Annotated in this window: 17 protein-coding genes and 2 pseudogenes; 9 read left to right on the top strand and 10 right to left on the bottom strand. The window is 64.6% G+C overall.

Annotation, left to right across the window (positions count from 1 at the left end):
* Positions 1-18: 18 nt before the first annotated feature.
* The 4 genes from ACM608_RS00195 (at position 19) to ACM608_RS00180 (ending at position 4,742) form a co-directional block, all read left to right on the top strand.
* Positions 19-1,257 carry an HlyD family secretion protein gene (locus ACM608_RS00195; RefSeq protein ID WP_018251278.1) on the top strand — a complete coding sequence of 413 codons (1,239 nt, stop codon included), beginning with the start codon at positions 19-21 and terminating at the stop codon, positions 1,255-1,257.
* Positions 1,257-2,783 (top strand): DHA2 family efflux MFS transporter permease subunit, encoded by a 1,527-nt coding sequence (locus ACM608_RS00190; protein WP_018251279.1) that lies wholly within the window; start codon positions 1,257-1,259, stop codon positions 2,781-2,783. The genes ACM608_RS00195 and ACM608_RS00190 overlap by 1 nt, the downstream gene beginning before the upstream one ends.
* A complete protein-coding gene (locus tag ACM608_RS00185) occupies positions 2,783-4,210 on the top strand; it encodes an efflux transporter outer membrane subunit (RefSeq protein WP_030541334.1) in 1,428 nt (475 codons plus the stop codon). The genes ACM608_RS00190 and ACM608_RS00185 overlap by 1 nt, the downstream gene beginning before the upstream one ends.
* Positions 4,211-4,310: 100 nt before the next feature.
* Positions 4,311-4,742, top strand: a complete 432-nt coding sequence (locus ACM608_RS00180; RefSeq protein ID WP_018251281.1) for a MarR family winged helix-turn-helix transcriptional regulator — start codon at positions 4,311-4,313, stop codon at positions 4,740-4,742.
* 65 nt (positions 4,743-4,807) lie between these two features.
* Here the strand turns inward: ACM608_RS00180 and ACM608_RS00175 are convergent, their stop codons facing one another.
* Positions 4,808-5,377, bottom strand: a complete 570-nt coding sequence (locus ACM608_RS00175; protein ID WP_018251282.1) for a DUF4142 domain-containing protein — start codon at positions 5,375-5,377, stop codon at positions 4,808-4,810.
* A gap of 258 nt (positions 5,378-5,635) precedes the next feature.
* On the opposite strand from ACM608_RS00175, the gene ACM608_RS00170 reads away from it, so the two are divergent.
* Complete coding sequence (locus tag ACM608_RS00170) at positions 5,636-7,093, top strand: DUF4403 family protein (protein WP_298090532.1); 1,458 nt, start codon at positions 5,636-5,638, stop codon at positions 7,091-7,093.
* Between the two features lie 107 nt (positions 7,094-7,200).
* Here the strand turns inward: ACM608_RS00170 and ACM608_RS00165 are convergent, their stop codons facing one another.
* On the bottom strand, positions 7,201-7,857 hold the full coding sequence (locus tag ACM608_RS00165) for a recombinase family protein (RefSeq protein ID WP_018251285.1): 657 nt from the start codon (positions 7,855-7,857) through the stop codon (positions 7,201-7,203).
* Between the two features lie 363 nt (positions 7,858-8,220).
* Between ACM608_RS00165 and ACM608_RS00160 the strand changes: the two are divergent.
* Positions 8,221-8,406: pseudogene (locus tag ACM608_RS00160) on the top strand (DUF6968 family protein); the annotation flags it as partial.
* A 36-nt stretch (positions 8,407-8,442) separates the two neighbouring features.
* On the opposite strand, the gene tnpC reads toward ACM608_RS00160, so the two are convergent.
* The 7 genes and pseudogenes from tnpC to ACM608_RS00125 form a co-directional block, all read right to left on the bottom strand.
* On the bottom strand, positions 8,443-10,080 hold the full coding sequence (gene tnpC, locus ACM608_RS00155) for an IS66 family transposase (protein WP_419680903.1): 1,638 nt from the start codon (positions 10,078-10,080) through the stop codon (positions 8,443-8,445).
* A gap of 66 nt (positions 10,081-10,146) precedes the next feature.
* Positions 10,147-10,500 carry an IS66 family insertion sequence element accessory protein TnpB gene (gene tnpB / locus ACM608_RS00150; protein ID WP_066760231.1) on the bottom strand — a complete coding sequence of 118 codons (354 nt, stop codon included), beginning with the start codon at positions 10,498-10,500 and terminating at the stop codon, positions 10,147-10,149.
* On the bottom strand, positions 10,497-10,958 hold the full coding sequence (tnpA, locus tag ACM608_RS00145; protein ID WP_066760229.1) for an IS66-like element accessory protein TnpA: 462 nt from the start codon (positions 10,956-10,958) through the stop codon (positions 10,497-10,499). The genes tnpB and tnpA overlap by 4 nt, the downstream gene beginning before the upstream one ends.
* Positions 10,959-11,197: 239 nt before the next feature.
* On the bottom strand, positions 11,198-11,626 hold the full coding sequence (locus tag ACM608_RS00140; RefSeq protein ID WP_239017958.1) for a DUF421 domain-containing protein: 429 nt from the start codon (positions 11,624-11,626) through the stop codon (positions 11,198-11,200).
* 30 nt (positions 11,627-11,656) lie between these two features.
* Positions 11,657-12,373, bottom strand: a complete 717-nt coding sequence (locus tag ACM608_RS00135; RefSeq protein WP_419680900.1) for a L,D-transpeptidase family protein — start codon at positions 12,371-12,373, stop codon at positions 11,657-11,659.
* Between the two features lie 42 nt (positions 12,374-12,415).
* Positions 12,416-12,487 (bottom strand): annotated as a pseudogene (locus ACM608_RS00130) (peptidoglycan-binding protein); the annotation flags it as partial.
* A 69-nt stretch (positions 12,488-12,556) separates the two neighbouring features.
* Entirely contained in the window at positions 12,557-15,514 is a 2,958-nt protein-coding gene (locus tag ACM608_RS00125; RefSeq protein ID WP_419680898.1) for a Tn3 family transposase, read from the bottom strand.
* 139 nt (positions 15,515-15,653) lie between these two features.
* Between ACM608_RS00125 and ACM608_RS00120 the strand changes: the two genes are divergently transcribed.
* The 3 genes from ACM608_RS00120 (at position 15,654) to ACM608_RS00110 (ending at position 18,066) form a co-directional block, all read left to right on the top strand.
* Positions 15,654-16,205, top strand: coding sequence for a recombinase family protein (locus ACM608_RS00120; protein ID WP_004213210.1), 552 nt, complete (start codon positions 15,654-15,656; stop codon positions 16,203-16,205).
* Positions 16,202-16,987, top strand: coding sequence for an SDR family NAD(P)-dependent oxidoreductase (locus ACM608_RS00115; protein ID WP_419680896.1), 786 nt, complete (start codon positions 16,202-16,204; stop codon positions 16,985-16,987). Before ACM608_RS00120 ends, ACM608_RS00115 begins: the two co-directional genes overlap by 4 nt.
* Positions 16,988-17,097: 110 nt before the next feature.
* Entirely contained in the window at positions 17,098-18,066 is a 969-nt protein-coding gene (locus ACM608_RS00110; protein WP_419680894.1) for a PDZ domain-containing protein, read from the top strand.
* On the opposite strand, the gene ACM608_RS00105 is transcribed toward ACM608_RS00110, so the two are convergent.
* Positions 18,060-18,479 (bottom strand): MerR family transcriptional regulator, encoded by a 420-nt coding sequence (locus tag ACM608_RS00105; RefSeq protein WP_007406847.1) that lies wholly within the window; start codon positions 18,477-18,479, stop codon positions 18,060-18,062. The genes ACM608_RS00110 and ACM608_RS00105 overlap by 7 nt on opposite strands.
* Positions 18,480-18,483 lie beyond the last annotated feature (4 nt).

Genomic DNA, 18,483 nt, shown 5'->3' with positions numbered 1-18,483 from the left:
ATACGTTAGGGTTGCTGAGTGGCTGACGAGCATGCTGAAGATCGAGGCGGCGATGCGCCGCATGACGACCGGAATGCGCATTCCCAGCCAGAAGCTAGGTCGAAGGACGGTGTCGAGGAGAACGACGGCGTAAAGAAGCCCTCGCTTCTCGAGCGCTATCCGATCATCCGCTACGTCCTCATCGCCGCGCTCGTTGCGGGCATCGTCGCGGCGGTCGTCTGGTACATGAACTACCGCGCGAGCGGCCAATACCTGCAGTCGACCAACAACGCCTATGTGCGCGCGGACTTCGTGACCGTTTCACCGAAGGTGGGCGGCTATGTCGAGCGTGTCCTCGTCGCCGACAACCAGCCTGTCCGCCGCGGCCAGCTGCTCGCCGTCCTCGATCCTCGTGACTACCGCGCCAATGTCGAACAGGCGCAAGCTCAGATTGCCGCGGCCGGCGCCAACATCACGACCGCGCGCCGGACGCTTGACGAGCAGCAGGCCACTGTCGCTCAGGCCGCCGCCCAGGTTGCGAGCGCCGAGGCTGCCGCGGCAGCGGCAGAAAACGAGGTAAGACGTTACGAACCGCTCACTCGGACAGGGGCGGAATCGCGCGAGCGCCTCGCCAACCTCGTCCTGCAGCGTGATCGAGCCGCCGCGGAGCTGCGCGCGCAGCGCGCCGCCTACCTCGCCGCCCGTCGCAGTGTCGCCACACAAGCGGCTCGCATCGGCCAGGCGGAGGCGCAGCGCGGCACCGCGCAGGCGCAGCTTGCGCGCGCCTCGACGGACCTCGGCGCCGTCGAGATCCGCAGCAGCATCGACGGCGTTGTTGCCGACAAGGCGGTCCGGGCCGGGCAATATGTCCAGCCTGCGACCCGGCTGATGTCGGTGGTGCCGGTTGATCAACTCTACATCGAGGCCAATTTCAAGGAGACCCAGGTCGCGCTGATGCGCGTCGGGCAACCCGTGACCATCAAGGTGGATGCACTGGACGGCGCCGAACTGCGCGGCCGGGTTGCGAGCTTCTCGCCAGGCACGGGCGCGCAGTTCTCGCTCATCCCGCCCGAGAACGCGACCGGGAACTTTACCAAGATCGTTCAGCGAGTGCCCGTGCGGATCAGCATTGAAGCGGGGCCGGAGGCGCGCCGGGTGTTGCGTCCCGGCCTGTCGGTCGAGGTTACGGTCGACACGATCAGCGCAAAAGGAAGTCGTGACCGGATCGAACAGGAAACCGAGCGGCTTAAGCACGACGAGACGCAGGGCGGGCGCTGATGGCGGCCGAACGCGCCGGCCTGCGCGACTGGCTCGCCGTCGCAGCGGGCACGATCGGGTCGTTCATGGCGCTGCTCGACATCTCGATCGTCAATGCGGCCTTGCCCACCATCCAGGGCGAGATCGGCGCGAGCGGAACGGAGGGCACCTGGGTCGCGACCGCCTATCTCGTGGCGGAAATCGTCATGATCCCGCTTAGCCCCTTCCTCGTGCGTCTGTTCGGTCTGCGCAACTTCCTTCTGGGTGCGGCGATCAGCTTCACCGGCTTCTCGATCATGTGCGGCATCTCGACGACGTTGCCGATGATGATCGCCGGGCGTGTAGGGCAAGGCTTCACCGGCGGTGCGCTGATCCCGACCGCGATGACCATCATCGCGACACGGCTGCCGCCATCGCAACAGCCGATCGGCACCGCCGCGTTCGGCGGCACCGCGATCCTCGGTCCGGTGCTCGGGCCGATCATCGGCGGCTGGCTCACCGACAATTACAGCTGGCACTACGCCTTCTTCCTGAACGTGCCGGTTTGTGCCGGGCTCGTCCTGCTCCTGCTGTTCGGGCTCAAGCATGAGCGTCTGCGGCTCGACCAGCTGCGCCATGCCGACTGGTTCGGGATCGCAGGGCTCGCAATCGGCCTGGGTGCGCTCACCGTCATGCTCGAGGAGGGGCAGCGCGAGATGTGGTTCGAATCCGCCATGATCGTGAAACTCGCGATCGCCACGGTCTTCGGCTTCGCGCTCATCACGATCGGACAGGTCCGCTCCGCGCATCCGGTGCTCAAGCTGTCACTGATCTTCAGCCGCTCCTTCGGCAGCGTATTCGTCCTCAGCCTCATCATCGGCGTCGTGCTCTACGGGGTCACCTTCCTCATCCCCCAGTTTCTCTCGTCGATGGCGGATTACAGCGCGCTGCAATCGGGCAAGGTGGTCTTCGTCTCCGGCATCCCCGCCCTGATGCTGATGCCGTTCCTGCCGCTCGCGTTCAAATATCTCGACGTCCGGCTGGCGGTCTTTGTCGGCATGACGCTGATCGGCGTCAGCTGCGCGATGGACTGGCATCTCACCGCGCGGTCGGCCGGTGGGGACCTGACGAACTCTCAGCTCGTGCGCGGCTTTGGGCAGATCTTCGCCATGATGTTCCTCAACCAGGCCGCGATCAGCGCCGTGGCGCCCGAAGACGCAGGCGATGCGTCCGCGCTGTTCAACGCGGGGCGAAACCTTGGCGGATCGATCGGCCTGGCGCTGATGGCGACCCTCCAGGACCGGCAGACCTTTCTGCATTTCAACCGGCTGGGCGAAACGGTGTCGGCCAACGCGGCGACCACGCAGGAATGGTTCGCTAAAGCCATGGTCATGCCGTCCGGCGAAGCCGGCGCGTATCGGCAGCTCGCCGGTCAACTTCTCGAACAGGCTACCGTCATGGCCTATAACGACCTGTTTTTTGCGCTGGGCGTCGCGATCGCGATCACGACGCCGCTGGCGCTGTTCCTCCGCCCGATCTCCTCCGACACGCAGATGGCGATGCACTGATGAAGCGACTTGGCTGGGCCATTCTCCCCGCACTCCTGACTGGATGCGTCGTCGGCCCCAACTATGGAGGCCCGCCGGGCGTTGCGAGCGGGGAGCGCGCCGGGTCGACATTTCGCCGCGCGGATCAGGCCGTCACGTCACCGCAGACCCCTGTCGCACGCTGGTGGGAAGGCATGGGCGACGCGCAGCTCACGATGCTGATCGACCGGGCGCTTGCCTCTAATCCGGACGTGGCGATCGCCGAGGCGCGCATCCGCAAGGCGCGCGCCAGCTTGCGCGAACAGCGCGCGAACCAGCTTCCCACCGTCTCGGGGTCAGGGACTGCGATCGTCGCCGATCTTCCCGCCGGCTCGCTCGCGCTGCCGACGCAAGGCGAGCAATCCGATCGTACCAGGGCCGAATTCTACAACGCCGGCCTGGACGCGTCTTGGGAGATCGATCTGTTCGGCGGCCGACGCCGTGCCGCCGAAGGTGCCGAAGCCCAGGCGCAGGCAGCCGAAGCCAATAGGGCCGATGCGCAGGTTCGTCTCTCGGCGGAGGTTGCCCAGAATTATGTGACCTTGCGCGAACTTCAGCAGCGTCTGATCCTGGCCCGCCGCTCCGCAGCGCTTCAGCAGCGATCACTCGCCCTGCTTCAACAGCGTGAGCAACGCGGTGCATCGTCGCGCGACGAGGTGGTTCGGCTCCAGACCGAGCTGACCCGCACGGAGGCCGGGCTGTTGCCGCTCGAAGGGCAGATCGCAACCACGCTCGACCAGCTTGCCCTGCTCACCGGCGACGAACCCGGTGCTCACGACGCCTTGCTGTCTTCCCCCGCGCCGATCCCGATGATCCCGAGGAATGTCGCGATCGGCGATCCGGCCGCCATGCTGCGACGCCGGCCGGACATTCGCGCAGCCGAGCGGCAGCTGGCGGCATCGAACGCGCAGATCGGTGTCAACGTCGCCCGGCAGTTCCCATCAGTCAGCATCATGGGTATCATTGGCCTCGGTGGTCCCAATATTGCCGATGTGATCGATCCTGACAGCGTCGCGGGCCTCCTCCTGCCGCGAATCAGCTGGAGCTTCCTCGACTTCGGCCGTAACCGTGCCCGGGTCGAGCAGGCGCGGGCCGACCGCGACGAGGCGGAAGCACAATACCGCAAGGCGGTTCTCGGCGCGCTGTCGGACGCGGAAAGCAGCCTGACCCGCTTCGGGAATCAGCGCCGGAACCTGTTTTCGTCTATCGAGAGCCGGCACGGCGCCAAGCAGTCAGCGACCTATGCCGGGCAGCGATACGCGCAGGGAGCGATACCGCTGACCACGTCCATCGATGCCGAACGCGCGGCGCTGGCTGCCGACCAGTCGGTGCTGGAAGCCACTGGCGAGCTTGATCGTGCCTTCGTTGCCCTTCAAAAGGCGATGGGACTTGGATGGAGCCAGCCGTGACGGTCTTCCAACTATGCGAGCGGAGGGCGCCGACCGCGTGACGGCTCCGCTTCTGCCGCCCCCTGCCCAGTATCTGCGTGATGACGCGATCAGGGGAGGAATGGACCTGATGTTCTTCGCCCACAGATCCCATCTGGCGCATGCCGACGCCGAACTGGCGACGCGTAACCTCGGGCGGGCGCATCACCGCGCCCTGTATTTCCTCGGCGGGTACCCGGAAATCTCTGTCAGCGAACTGCTGGACGTTCTTTGCGTCTCGAAGCAATCGCTTGGCAGGGTAATGCGGGATCTGATGGATCGCGGGCTCGTCTGCGGCCGTGTCGGGGAGCGCGATCGTCGTCAAAAGCTGCTTTCTTTGACCGATGAGGGGCGAGCGCTCGAAAACGCGCTTTTCGAGGATCTCAGGCGCAACATGGCGAACGCTTACCAAGCGGCAGGAGAAACAGCCGTCACGGGCTACTGGATCGTAATGCAGCAGCTCATGCGCGGCGAAGCACGGGAGCAATTCCGCCGGCTGCACTCCAGGCAGTGATCGCCGCAAACAAGTGCCGGACCAGGTCGAAGGGGGCTTCGTCGACCTGGCCCGGCGGGTATCACCTATCCTGCAAGCCCGGAGGGAGTAAGCGACTTGCCGGTGGTGAGCTCGTTTTCCAGCACAGGGACCGCAGTACCGGCAACCTGCTGCAGCGCCGGGTCGGTCCCATCCTGTGCATAGCCCTTATGCACCGCCCACGCAGCCTGCTGAACCTGCGCCGACTGGGTCAGATACAGGTTGTCGAAAGCGCTCTTCGGCGCCTTCTGGAGCAGCTTTAGGAGGGCGGCGCGGTCGGCGGACAGGTTCGAGGGCGGCGCCTTGATCGTGCGCTGATCATTCTTCAGCGCTGCCAGCAGCGCCTTGTGGCTGCTCTGCGTTTCCGCCAGCACGCGCTTTGCGTAGGCCTTGACGTCGTCCCGCTGCGCGCGCGTCGCGGCGAGCTGCGCGGCCTTGATCTGGTAGAGGTTGGCGTCGGCCGCGGCGAGCACGTAATTAGGGCCGCTCTGGCCCGAGATCGGCGAGACGCCGACGTCGGCGCTGGTCATCGTTCCCGAAGTGGCGGGCGAAACGGCCTGCGCCAACACCGTAACCGGCGCCAGGGTGAGCAGCGCAGCGACAATCGCAATCTTCATAGAGGGCCTCCGTTGGTGTTGTCAGGCATTGACCGAAATCAACCGGCCGAACGATAAAGAAACGGAACGGTTCCCTTTTGCGAAACTGATTTGGCAAACCTATGGGATGGTGGCCGCTCGGACGGCTGGAGGTGCGCGGCGATGAAGAACACGACCGCTCGGGCAACCGTCTCAACGCCGAGTCGGTCGATAGCTGAAGCGGCAGGCCAGATTGCCGGGGCTTTTTTTCGCGAGAACGAACTCTCGAGTGTCTCGATCGTGTCCGCCCTGCTCTGCGTTGCATGCCTTAGTGGCTGCGACCGGACTCCTCGCGAGGCGCCTCCGCGAGCGACGGACACCATCAGCGTGCCCCCGCAGACTTCTACCATGGATGTCCCGATTGTTGCAGACATGGACAAGCTGGCGGCAAGCCTCGAACAGGCGGTTCCGCGTCGCCTCTGGTCGATCGACAAGCCGGGGCAGACCTGCCTCCCGCCGAAAAAGGTCAAGATCCTCTTCGCGAAGATCAAGACGCCCGCGATCCAGTGCCGCATCACCGGCACCGTCGTCCGAGGGCCGCTGGTGCTGGAGGGCTCGGGCAAAACGATCATTGTCACCATGCCGCTTCACGCCGCGATCAGCGCCCGCGACGTGGGCGGCGTGCTCAGCCGGGAAACGGCGGAGGCGGACGCCCGCGTCCGGGCCGTGGTCAGGCTCGACATCGCCCGCGACTGGTCGCCGCGCGCAACGGTGTCGATCGCCTACGACTGGACCGACGAGCCGCACGTCGACTTCCTCGGCCAGCGAATCGAGTTCACCAGCAAGGCCGACGCCAAGCTCGCCGGCGTCGTCGAGCGCCTGGAGCGCTCGCTGCCGCAGGAGCTCGGCAGATTGCAGCTGCGCGAGCAGATCGCGCAGGTCTGGGGGTCGGCGTTCACCTCCGTCCAACTGAACCGGGCGAACCCGCCGGTGTGGATGCGGATCACGCCCCGGCAGTTGAGCTACGGAGGCTACACCATTTCGCGCAACCGGGTGAACCTGGCGCTAGGGATGACGGCGGGGACGGAGACTTTTGTCGGCGATCGGCCGCCTGATCCGCAGCGCCGGCCGCTCCCCGACATGACGCGCACGCAGCCCGGACCCGGCCGCATCCTGTTCGCCATCCCCGTCATCGCCGACTATCCTCAGCTGGAGCCTGTGCTCGCCAAGGCATTGGCGAAGCGTTCCCGCCGGCCCTTCGAAGTGCCTGGTGTCGGGGCCGTGCGCGCGCAGTTTCACCAGGTGACCGTCTACGGCACCACGGGTGACAAGATCGCGGTCGGGCTTCGCTTCAGTGCGGCAGCCGAAGGTGGGGAGCCTGCGCAAGGCACGATCTGGCTTACCGCCACGCCGCGGAACGCCGTCAACGATCGCCGTGTAGCGTTCGACGATCTCACTGTCGCCGGTGTGGCCGACTCGGTCGGGACAAGCCTGCTCCTGAAGCTCGCCAACACTCCCGGCATATCAGGCACTGTGTCAGCCGCGCTGACCCAGAACTTCGAAAAGGATTTCGACAAGCTAATCGGCAAGATCACCCGTGCGATCGACGAAAAGCGGATTGGCGACATAATCGTGCGTGCCCGTGTGACGGACGTGCGGACGGGCCAGTTGAAGGCGGCGGGGCAAGGCGTCTACCTACCGGTATGGGGGCGCGGCACGGCCACGATTAGCCTTGCGCCAGTACGGGCCAGAAATTGAGATCTCGCTGCAGCCTTCACGGCTGCTTGACCGTCCCAGCGGCAACGCTGCCGCCTCTTTCCATCCTAGCAGAATTATTCAGAGGTCGAATTGAGTCCGGCTCTATCTCACGGTATCGTCGGACACGCATCGCTCTGCTTGGTCGCCCGGTGGAGGGCTGTAACGCGCTTGACTTGTGCGATGCTGCAGCCCGCTAGCGCCGCCGTTTTCGCTATGCTCATCCCTGCCTCACGAAGTGAGACAATGCGGCGATGATGGGCCAAGTCTGGTTTTCGACCGGTATAGCGTCCCTCCCGCTTGGCGATCGCTATGCCCTCCCGCTGCCGCTCGCGGCGCAGTTCGTAATCATCGCGAGCGGTCTGAAGCGCAACCCTCAACAACATGTCTTGAACGGCCTCTAGGACGATGCGCGTCACCCCGCCATTGTCCTCAGCAAGATCGGTAAGGTCCACAATTCCTGGTACGGCTAGCCTCGCTCCCTTGTCGCGGATAGCGGTGACGAGCCTCTCCGCCTCAGCCAACGGCAGGCGGCTGATCCGATCGATCTTTTCGGCGATAACGACTTCGCCCATTTGCAGGTCGGCTATCATGCGAAGCAACTCGGGCCGGTCAGGACGCGCGCCGGAAGCCTTCTCGCGATAAACAGCTGCGACATAATACCCCGCGGTACGCGAGGACACGACCATCGCCTCTTGGCGTTCAAGATCCTGCTCATCGGTGCTGACGCGCAGGTACACGCGAGCAGCGCGGACGGTCGTACTCATGTTGGCTCCGTTGGGTATACTCAAATGAGCGATGGGCTAATTTGCCAGCTACGAAATCGACGGAGCCGAGAACAAAGTGGGACTCGTTGCTCTTTACTTCTGAACAGCTGGGTCAGCTGTTCAGGGGTAAGCGTCCGGTCACCTCCGTCGGGCGGGGAAGCAGTCGGCCGGCAGTCTGCCTAATTACAGCCGCGGGAAAGGGCGCTACGATCTCGACGAGGGGAGCTGCGAGTGGTCGATCAGGTGATTGTGCGGCGCACGTTCAAAGTTGATGGACGCGATGCCGAGTGCCGTTTTCTGAGACCGGAAGAGGATGGTGGGAGCTTCTTCTGCCGATATGAGATTGACTGACCTGAGGGCGCCAAGGGTCACAGGGCTGGCGGTGTCGACGAAGTGCAGGCCCTCTTGCTCGCCATGATGGGCGCACACGCAAATCTGTTAGCCGCGCGGAACATGGACGGGCGGAATGTTGAATGGCTGGACGGGCAAAGCCTCGGAATGCCCATCGCGCGATCCATCCGAGACTGGGATCCCGAGAACGAAATTTGACGCCGGCTAGCAGCCGCCTTCTACCACATCAGGCATTTACGCCGGTGTCGCCTGCGTCCAGTTCCACGGCAGCAACTCGTCAAGCCGGTTGATCGGGTGACCTTGCCCGACGCGGTGGAGCACGTCAGCGAGCCAGTGCTGCGGGTTGACGCCGTTGAGCTTGGTGGTTTCGAGCAGGCTGTACATGGCGGCAGCGCGCTCCCCGCCGCAGTCGGCACCGGCGAACATCCAATTCTTCCTGCCGACGGCGATGCCGCGCAGCGCGTTCTCGGCGAGATTGTTGTCGATCTCGAGCCGGCCATCTCCGGTGTAGGCGAGCAGCGCCGGCTTGAGCCGGACCGCATAGCGCAGCGCCTCCGCCAACGGCGTGCGCGCGGACACCTGACCCAGCACATTGTCGGCCCAGGCGAAGAAGTCGAGCGCAGTCAGCTTTGATAGCTTGCGTGCCTTGCGGCGGTCGTCATGCGGGTCCTGCACAATGCCGCGCTCGACCTCGTACAGGTCGCGGATCTTGCGCAGCCCCTCGGCCGCAACCGAGCTTGGGTCGGCCTGGAAGACGTCGTGGAGCTTGCGCCGGGCATGCGCCCAGCAGGCGACGGGTGTGATGGGGCCAGGCTTGCGGTCCGGGTCGTAGAGCCGCTCGAACCCGGCATAGGCATCGGCCTGCAGGAAGCCGGTGAACGCCTTCAGATGCTCGCGCGGGCGTTCGCCCTTGCGGTCGGGGCTGTAGCGGAAGAGAGCAGCCGGCTTGTCGCTCGGCCGCCATCGTCGGTTGTCGCGCAGGTACACCCACAGCCGCCCCGTCGCGGTCTTGCCGGTGCCGGGCGCCAGCACCGGGACGGGCGTGTCGTCGGCGTGGAGCTTGGGACTGGCCATGACGTGGGTAGCAATGCGGTCGACCAGCGGCTGCAGTAGCCAGCTGACCTGGCCCAGCCAGTCGGCCAGCGTCGAGCGGCTGAGGTCCACGCCTTCGCGGGCGTAGATCTGAGACTGACGGTAGAGCGGCAGGTGGTCCGCGAACTTGGACACGACCACGTGCGCCAGCAGTCCCGGTCCGGCACGCCCGCGCGGGACCGGCAGCGCCGGTGCCAATGCCTGGGAGATCGCGTCGCAACGCGTGCAGGCAAGTTTGGGGCGGACGTACCGCATGACCTGGAAGCGAGCCGGCACATATTCCAGCACCTCGGTCACGTCCTCGCCCAGCGCCGACATGGTGCCGCCGCAGGCGGTGCAGCCGTCCGCCTCCGGTGCGGGGTGGATGACCTCCTGGCGTGGCAGGTGCGCGGGCAGCGGCTCGCGCCGAGGCTTGCGGCCGGGTGCCTGAAGCACCTCGGGCGACACATCACCTGCGACCACGCACGCGGCATGGGCGTGCTCGGCTTCCAGGTCCTCCAGCGTCAGCTCGAGCTGGTCGGCCAGCAGCGTCAGCCGCTCGGACGACTGGCCGAACTTCATGCGGCGCAAGCGCGCGAGTTGGAGCTTGAGCTTCTCGATCTGAAGCGTGGTCAGCTTGACCGCGTTCTTGGCCGCGTCGAGATGTTCGCGGGTGGTCTGATGAGCGGTGCGCTCGGCTTCCAGCGCCTGCTCCGAGGCCACGAGCCGGGCCTGCATGGCGGCGACCAGCGCCCGCACGTCGTCAGGGTTTTCCGGTATGTCTATCCCACCCGGCGACATGGTTCTGTGTACCAGACGGGCGACTCGCGCCCAAGCGCAAACCACGCTTTTCTGCGGTTTTCACACCTACATCTGCACCGGCAGTCTTGGTGCCGGAGGGGCCACGGTGCGGCGCCAGTCCATCGCCTCGATGAGCAGCGCGAACTGCGCCGGCGTCAGCACCACGCCGCCCTCGACCAGCGGTGGCCAGACGAAGCGGTGCCGCTCCAGCCGCTTGGCGAACAGGCACAGGCCGGTGCCGTCCCAGTGCAGCGCCTTGAGGTAGCTGCCGCTCCGGCTGCGGAACAGGAAGACGTGGCCGGCATAGGGCTCGACCGCGAACAGCGGCCGCACCAGCGCCGCCAGCCCGTCGAAGCCCAGCCGCATGCTGACCGGCTTGCTGGCGAGATAAACCTTGGTACCGGGCGCCAGTGAGATCACGACGCTTCCCTCAAGGCCCGCAGGACGCGCGCCAGCGCCTTCTCGTTGACGTAGCTGTCGACCGACAGGCGAACGCCGCTGGCCAAGTCGATGTCGATGCCACCCGGCCGGCCGCCCGGATGCGGGCGGACCAGGTCGTCAGGGGCTGGCGTGGCCTCGCGGGCAGGTGCGGCGCTCTTGCGCTCGACTGGCATTGCGAGCGCCACGACCGGTTCGGGCGGAGCAGCGTCCGCAACCACGCCGTACGGGATGAACTGTAACGGTTCGCTGGCGATGCGCTCCGCCTCTCGGCGCGTCTTACGCCAGCCGTGGATGAGACTGGCCGAGATGCCCAGCCGGCGCGACACGCCGACCACCGTGGCGCCGGGCTCATCACACTGCGCCAGCACCGCCGCGCGCTCCTCGTCCGAATACCGCCGGCGGCGCTCAACCCGCGTGATGACCTCCATGCGCCCCATCCGCACTCTCCTTACGGAGTGCGAAAGGACACTCCGAGAGCCGACCGCCTCGCGCAGCTGCGCCGCGCCAGCAACACGCGTCAGACCGGACGCTTACGTTCAGGGTTACCGCTAGCGTCTATCCTGCATCGAATTAGCCGCTCACCTGTATCACTCGTGCTTTTGGGTGCGATCGGGATCGAGGGCGTGCTACCGAGCAACGACGCTCATGCTGCCGTCCGTTTCCAGAACCACCAGGGCTATAGCGTCAAGACCATCGAACCCGGCACCCCGAACGGCGGCTTCAACCTCGTCCCCGAAGTGACTCTCTCGCGTTTCATGGCATCCGAAAGCATGATCCCCTTTTCGACCAGGATTGTCGGTTCGGCCTTGACCCAACTTCGGAAGCGCTTCGACCGCGTCGAGAGCCACGTGACGGCAAGCTGCGCGCCCGCCAGCATAACGAAAGCGGTTACACCTTCGGCAAGCGCGACGTCCTTGGACAGGATCACGGTGGCCAGGGTGGATCCAAGCGCTACGGTGACGATCAGGTCGAACGCGTTTATCTTCGACAGCGTTCGCTTGCCCGTCGTCCTCAGGACAAGGATGAGCAGGACGTACGCACACAGCCCCACCAACAGTGTTCGCCACACGCCCGGAGCTCCAGCGAAGAACATTTGCTCGCTCATCATGGCGCCCCCGTCCTCTGCGCAGAAGCGTCATGGACCGACATCGATTGCTTCCGGCTTTGCTACCGACGCCCCTTTACCGGAGAAGCCGAGGGCTGCCGCTATGGGCGCGTTCCAGCCGTACGGGTCCGTCCGATAGGCGACCTGGCCTTCGGATGCGACGAAGACGTTATGGTAGAGCATGCGCACCGGGATTTCTCGTGGCAAAGCAACGAACCGCTGCCGCCCGGTATCGCGAGCGCGCTGCCACTCGCTTGCCACGCCCTCCTGCTCGGCGAGCATCTCGGCGAAGCCAAGCGCATCGGCGACCCGGACGCACCCGTGGCTGAGATGGCGCTGACTACGCTCGAAGAGATGACGGGACGACGTATCGTGGAGGTAGATGGCGTGCTGGTTGTGCATGTCGAACTTGACGAGGCCGAGCGCATTGCCGCGTCCCGAACGCTGCACGATCCAGCCGCCCCGGCGAAACATGTTGTGCGCGCGTAGATAGCGCCGGCTGACCCCTGCGAGTTCGCCGTGCTGGATCGACTTTGGGATGGTCCATGTTGGATTGGCGACCACCCGGTAGATGGGCGACGACAGCGCGGGTGTTTCCTTTCCTGGCTCACCCACGATCACCTTGCGTTCGTCGACAAGTGCGCCGTCCCGGTAGTATCTCAACGTGGCCGCCGCGGTGTTGACGTCGATGCGGGTCAGCGGCGGATTGCGGGACAGCCAGCGTCGGCGCTCCAGTGCGACAGCCAAGGCTCGGGCGTGGTCACCGGGCCCGAGGTTCAACACCGCCAGGGTATCGGGGCCGACGATCCCGTCAGCCGCGATGCCGTAATCCCGCTGCAGCCGGGTGACGGCGTCCGCAAGCGCCGGATTGTAGGGGTGACTACACGAAAGTGACGTATCTGCACGGAAAGGGCGAACGGATAGCGAACGTCACGCGGCAAGTAGGGAGTTGACGGCGCGCAGCGGTCGCAAGGCGTCCGGATCGGGTTGATCTTCAACATTCCAGCTATAGTCACCGGTCAGCGAGATATGCTCCCAGCCCAATGGCGCGATGTGGCGTGCGATTTCGTCGGCTGTGCCGATGTCCGCCAGCGCCATTTCGAGATAGCGAGTGTTCCACAAGATGATGGCGGCGACGAGCAGGTTGAGGCCGGAGGCGCGATAGGTCTGGTTCTCGAACCGACGATCGCGCAGTTCGCCGAGCTGGTTGAAGAAGAGCGCGCGGGCGAGCGCGTTGCGGGCTTCGCCTTTGTTGAGGCCCGCCTGGGTGCGCCGGCGCAGGTCGATGTCGCGCAGCCAGTCGAGCATGAAAATGGAGCGTTCGAGGCGGCCCAGCTCGCGTAGTGCGAGGGCCAGTCCGTTCTGTCGCGGATAGGCGGACAAGCGGCGCAGCATTGCCGAAGCAGTGACGGTGCCGGTGCGGATCGACGTGGCGAACCGCAGCAGTTCGTCCCAATGCGCCGCGACATGACCCAATGCGATCGGTTCGGCCGTCATGCCGGCAAGCAAGGGGCCGGATTCTTGGCCGGGAAGGAGGTGTAAACGACGCTCCTTGATGTCGCGCAGGCGCGGCGCGAAGCGGTAGCCGAAGAAGGGCATGAGGCCGAACACATGGTCCGATGCCCCGCCCGTATCGGTGTAGTGCTCCTCGATCGTCAGGCCGGTCTGGTGATACAGCAAGCCATCCAGCACATAGGGCGCTTCGCCAGCGGTCGCCGCGATCACCCGACTTGCGAAGGGGTCATATCGATCCGAGACATGGGTGTAGAAGGCAACGCCTGGTTCGTTGCCGCTGCGCGCGTTGATGTCGCCGATCGCGGCCCCACGGCCCCCGGCATGAAATTGCTGTCCGTCGCTCGACGAAGTGGTGCCGTCTCCCCACAGCGCGGCGAGCGGCATGGCGCGATGGGCGTCGATCAGCCTTCCCAACGCTTCGCCATAGGCGGCTTCGCTGATGTGCCAGTCGTGAAGATGGGCGAGCTGACGCAGACTTGCGCCCCGGCAGGTTTCCGCCATGCGTGTGAGGCCGAGATTGATGCCATCGGCGAGGATGACCGTGAGCAGCGCATTGCGATCGTCGGCTTCCCGGCCCGAACGACGATGGATGAAGCATTCGCTGAACCCGGTCCAGGCATCGACCTCCAGCAGAAGATCGGTGATCTTCACGCGCGGCAGTCGATCATAGGCGGCGCGACGGGCAATCTCGGTGGCGGGCGGTGTTGCCGCCTTCAGCGGCGAGATGATGAGACCGTTTTCGTCAAGCTTAACCTGGGGCAGCTCCCCTTGCCGTGCAAGGACCGTTACCTGCTCGATCGCCGTGTCGAGCCTGGTGCGCCGTTCCTCGATATGGCGCTCGAAATCCGTTTCGATGGCGAGCGGCAACGGCCCCTTCTCGCGCAGCGCCGCAAAGGTCGCCGGCGGTATGAGATAGCTGTCGAAATCGCGAAACTGCCGGCTTCCCGCGACCCATATATCCCCGGCTCGCAACCGCTCGCGTAGTTGCGACAAGGCGCATAGTTCATAAGCGGCACGATCAACGATGCCATCCCGCAGGACGAACGGGCGCCATGCGGGCGGCACAAAGCGTAGCGGCACGCGATCAGGCAAGCGCCGTTTGCCGGTCCGATATAGCTCCGCGATGATGGCCAGCGCTGACAGGAGCCCCTGAACCGCGCCGGCGCCGCGAAACTCGAAGGCGTTGAGAAAAGCGCCGACAAAGAGCTTCACCGTCCGATGCCGCTCGATCAATTCGGCGGTGCGATCGACGGTTTCCGGTCGCCCGAGCACTTCGGCCTGCTCGACGGCCACGGCGAAGTGCTGCCAGTCCAGCGCCTCGATCTGCGCCAGAGAATCCACGCCCTTGCTGCGCGCGTCGATGAGGAGGCGGCAAGACCCCGTGAGCGTCCGGAGGTGGCCTTGCAACTCGCGCACCGTCTTGAGGGCTTTGTCGCGGGTCCGGTTCTCGGCGCGGCGCGCCATGCTGCCCAACAGCTTGTCGAACATCGTCAGGGTGGCGTCGGTCAGGCTTTCCTCAAGCCGGATGCCGGTTGCCGCCAGCGTCGCATGGCGGCGCAGGGCATTGAGTTCGCCAAGGTGCTGGGGTGTGATGCGGCTGCCTTCGTCCGCCAGCCTGTCAAAAGTCAAAGCCGGGATCATGTCGGCACGGGCGCGATCGAGGCCCAGCGCGCGGATATAGGCGAGCCGTTCGATCAGGCGCAGGATGTTGCGCGCTGCCGGCGATTGTGGCGCATTGCGCATCCAGGATAGCCATGTCGCGACCTGCCCCGGTCGTCGGGCCAGCAAATCGTCCAGGCCCTGAAGGGTGTCAGGCAGCAGGCCATTCGTGAGCACTTCATAGGTAAGCTGTTCGGCTTGCTGGCGCGCCCGCCGCAGCACCGCTTCGAGAATCGACGGAGAAGGCAGGAGGATCTGCAGGCGCCGGAGTTCATCGACGATGACGTCTGCCATCTGGCCGGGGTGTATGATGGTCTGCGCGATTGGGACCGAGAAGGCGACAACTTCACGGAAAGCGTTGCGGTCAAAAATCCTGAACCCGTGCGATCGTCGGATTTCGACGAGATGCTCGCGACGGGTCTGGTCCCGATGGGCATAATCCGCGAAGGCTGCCGGCGCGACGCCGAGTTGCTGCGCCACATAGGCGAGCACAGGAGCGGGCGGGACTTCGCCCGCTTCCAGCGCACGGCCAGGCCATCTCATATATAGCATGAGCATCGCATAGCCGAGCCGGGTGGCATCGCCGCGACGGCGGCCGACAATTTCCAGGTCGTCGCTGGTCAGCGTATAATGACGCGCGATCTCGCGCTCCTCGAGCGGCGCGCCATAATGCCTCGCCCAGATTTCCAGGCTCACCAGTCGCCGTCTCGCCAAGCATCATCTCCTTCGCTTTGCGTGTCCGTCAGACGGTCCTCTGGCGGCCAACAGGAATATGTCCGTTAACTCTGGACCTGTAACGGCGATTCGGACAAGATCGCATAATGACGGGAAAACGGACAGGATCGGGCATCATGTGGCGCTGATCGGCTATGCGCGCGTCTCGACCGCAGACCAGAAGCTGTCGCTCCAGCTTGACGCGCTGAACACTGCCGGGTGCGACCGTATATTCGACGATCACGCATCCGGGGCAAAAGCCGATCGGCCTGGCCTAACCGAAGCGCTCGCCTATTTGCGCCCCGGCGACACGCTGGTGGTCTGGAAACTCGACCGCCTCGGCCGCTCGATGAGCCACCTGATCGAGAAGGTCGGCGAGCTTGCGGCGCGCGGCATCGGGTTCCGCTCACTCACCGAGAATATCGACACCACCACTTCGGGCGGCATGCTGGTGTTCAACATCTTCGGCTCGCTGGCCCAATTCGAGCGTGACCTGATCCGTGAACGCACTCATGCCGGCCTCAAGGCCGCACGCGAGCGGGGCAACAAGGGTGGTCGCCGGCCTGTCGTTACCCCCGACAAACTACGTAAAGCGCGGGCGCATATCGCAGCGGGCCTCACTGTTCGTGAGGCGGCGGCCCGGCTCAAGATCGGCAAAACCGCCCTATACAAGGCTCTGGAAAACGCGTGAAACCGCTGGCGATCAAGAACTCGTGGGTGCTGGTCACAGGGGCTTCGACCGGTTTGGGCAGAGCGTCCGCCCTCCGCTTGGCGGCATCGTACCAGGCCAAGCCCCTGATTGTTGGACGAAGGCTCGACAACTTGCGGGAGCTACAGACCAAAATTGACGAGCGGTTCAATGTGCCGTGCGAGATTATAGTGGCTGATCAACGTGAAATCGAGGGCAGGGAGAAAATCGCGGCTAAGGTTGCAGAATTGCAAGTAACAGCCGCTTTGTTGGTTGCCGGAATGACGAGCGTTGGTTCATTTGATGCAGGCCGTGCCGACACTTATGCCGGGGTAATTGAAACAAACATACTCGGTTTCACGGATTTGCTGGCTCGCCTGATTGCGATTTTCAGGGAGCAGCCGTTTGAATCCTCAGTAATCGCCGTGTCGAGCCTGGCGGGCGAAACATCCGTGCCCTTCCAAGCGGTCTACGGCGCGTCGAAAGCCTATGTGAGCACCCTCATGCGAGCGCTTTCCGTGGAGCTTGCCGGGACGGGAGTGAGTGTTGGGTCTTTTGCACCCGGTGGAATCGACACAGACATGGCTGCCCTCAGCGATTTGAAGTGGGGGAGGTTGGGTTTGATGGACGTTGACCGGTGCGCGGCCCATGCAGTCCACGCTCTGGTTTATCGGCAATCCTTCGCCATACCGGGGATGGGCAACCAGCTCACATATTTGGCGAGCAGGGTTCTACCTCGATCGTTGGTCAATCGGATTGCCGCCCTCCCATATCGGCGCCCGTAGGGCGGCACCACATAAAAGGGGCAGGAAAGCCTGCGAATAGCATCTGCTGGCATCGTACCGGATTTGTTCGCCCTTAGCGTGCAGATACGTCACTTTCGTGTAGTCACCCCATGAGCACGGCGCTCGCGGCGAAGCTCGGCTTGAACGATGGTGAGCGGCGCATGATTAGCGGGCTGAGCGCCAAGGCCCCGGTGCTGCTGGTCCGCGACATCGACGTACAGCTCGCCCGCGAAACCCGTCGCTTACCCTTTGCCGTCGTTGGTGATCTGAGTTCAGTGTCGGCGGCCTTCGGACGACCGATCGATATCCTCCTCGGTGCCGATATGTTCACGGGTAGCTGCATCGCGCTCGATTTCGCGAAAAGGCGTATGGCGGTCGTCAAGTCAGGCACGTTTCTCGCCGGTCCCGACTGGCGCGCTGTCGCGCTCGGGCGCGGTGCCAAGCAGGAGCTGTTCATTCGAGCTTCCGTCTCGGGTTTGCCTCCCGTGCCCTTGATGATCGATCTTGGCAGCTCGGCCGCGCTGATGCTCTCGTCGGCCTATGCCCGCGATCAAGGGCTGTTGAACGGGAAGCTCGTCTCGACCGCGGCGATCGGCGGCGTCGATGGTGTGCGTATCAACGATGCTTTCACGATCCAGAACATCAACATCGAAGGGCTTGGCGTCTCGAACGTCCCCACACTCGGGATGAGAGCTTGGCTCTCCACCAGCACGGTTGGCAATGTCGGCCTACCGCTGATCGCTCAATTCGACGTGGTGTTCGACGTGACCGCCGGATTCGTGTGGCTCCGGCCACTCGGTCCTCGTCGTCGCCTGCCGATGCTGAAGGACCGTAGCGGCCTTGGCCTCGCAGCCTCACCAACGGCGCTCACCGTTGTTCATGTGGCGGCGAACAGTCCCGCGGAAAAGGCTGGCTGGGCGGTCGGCGACCGGATCGTGGCGGTGAACGGCCATTCGATCGATGCGAACTATACGCGTGGGGAGCTCTGGCAAGTGCGCTCCCGGCCTGCTGGCACCCTCGTAAAGCTGACGATGGCCTCGGGTGATGTGCGCGAGCTCAGGCTGGCCGATTATTATTGATCGGCTTGAGGGTGGCCTTTGCCGATCGCCTTCATGATCCGACAATCGGCCATGCGCGCCTTGGTGCAGCTCTGGCTGAGCATTGCCAACTCATCCCGCAACACCGCGAGTTGCGCCAGTCTCTCCTCCACATCCTTGAGGTGCTGAGCAGCGATAGCTGAGGCGGCACCACAATCCTGGTCCGGGTTCTGCGCCAGCCCCATCAACGAACGGATCTCGTCGACGGAGAAGCCAAGCCGGCGACCGTTGCGGATGAAGTGCAAACGCTCAATGTCACTGGCATCGTAGGTTCTGCGACCCGACGCCGTGCGAGGGGCGGATCGGAGCAACCCGATCGACTCATAAAAGCGGATCGTCGTCACCTTCGTCGAGGTCTCGCTGGCGAGCTGCCCAATCATCACCGGCTTCATCATGCCA

The organism is Sphingomonas sp. ID0503, assembly GCF_048565625.1.
Classification (GTDB): domain Bacteria; phylum Pseudomonadota; class Alphaproteobacteria; order Sphingomonadales; family Sphingomonadaceae; genus JBLZUR01.
Note: the sequence above shows the minus strand (reverse complement) of the source record. Positions and strands in the feature narration are given on the sequence as shown.

Excerpts from the sequence above, each read along its gene's own strand:
- ACM608_RS00190 (WP_018251279.1), top strand. The coding sequence starts at position 1,257 with ATGGCGGCCGAACGCGCCGGCCTGCGCGACTGGCTCGCCGTCGCAGCG.
- ACM608_RS00185 (WP_030541334.1), top strand. The coding sequence starts at position 2,783 with ATGAAGCGACTTGGCTGGGCCATTCTCCCCGCACTCCTGACTGGATGC.
- ACM608_RS00180 (WP_018251281.1), top strand. The coding sequence starts at position 4,311 with ATGGACCTGATGTTCTTCGCCCACAGATCCCATCTGGCGCATGCCGAC.
- ACM608_RS00175 (WP_018251282.1), bottom strand. The coding sequence starts at position 5,377 with ATGAAGATTGCGATTGTCGCTGCGCTGCTCACCCTGGCGCCGGTTACG.
- ACM608_RS00165 (WP_018251285.1), bottom strand. The coding sequence starts at position 7,857 with ATGAGTACGACCGTCCGCGCTGCTCGCGTGTACCTGCGCGTCAGCACC.
- tnpC (WP_419680903.1), bottom strand. The coding sequence starts at position 10,080 with ATGTCGCCGGGTGGGATAGACATACCGGAAAACCCTGACGACGTGCGG.
- tnpA (WP_066760229.1), bottom strand. The coding sequence starts at position 10,958 with ATGGGGCGCATGGAGGTCATCACGCGGGTTGAGCGCCGCCGGCGGTAT.
- ACM608_RS00140 (WP_239017958.1), bottom strand. The coding sequence starts at position 11,626 with ATGAGCGAGCAAATGTTCTTCGCTGGAGCTCCGGGCGTGTGGCGAACA.
- ACM608_RS00110 (WP_419680894.1), top strand. The coding sequence starts at position 17,098 with ATGAGCACGGCGCTCGCGGCGAAGCTCGGCTTGAACGATGGTGAGCGG.
- ACM608_RS00105 (WP_007406847.1), bottom strand. The coding sequence starts at position 18,479 with ATGATGAAGCCGGTGATGATTGGGCAGCTCGCCAGCGAGACCTCGACG.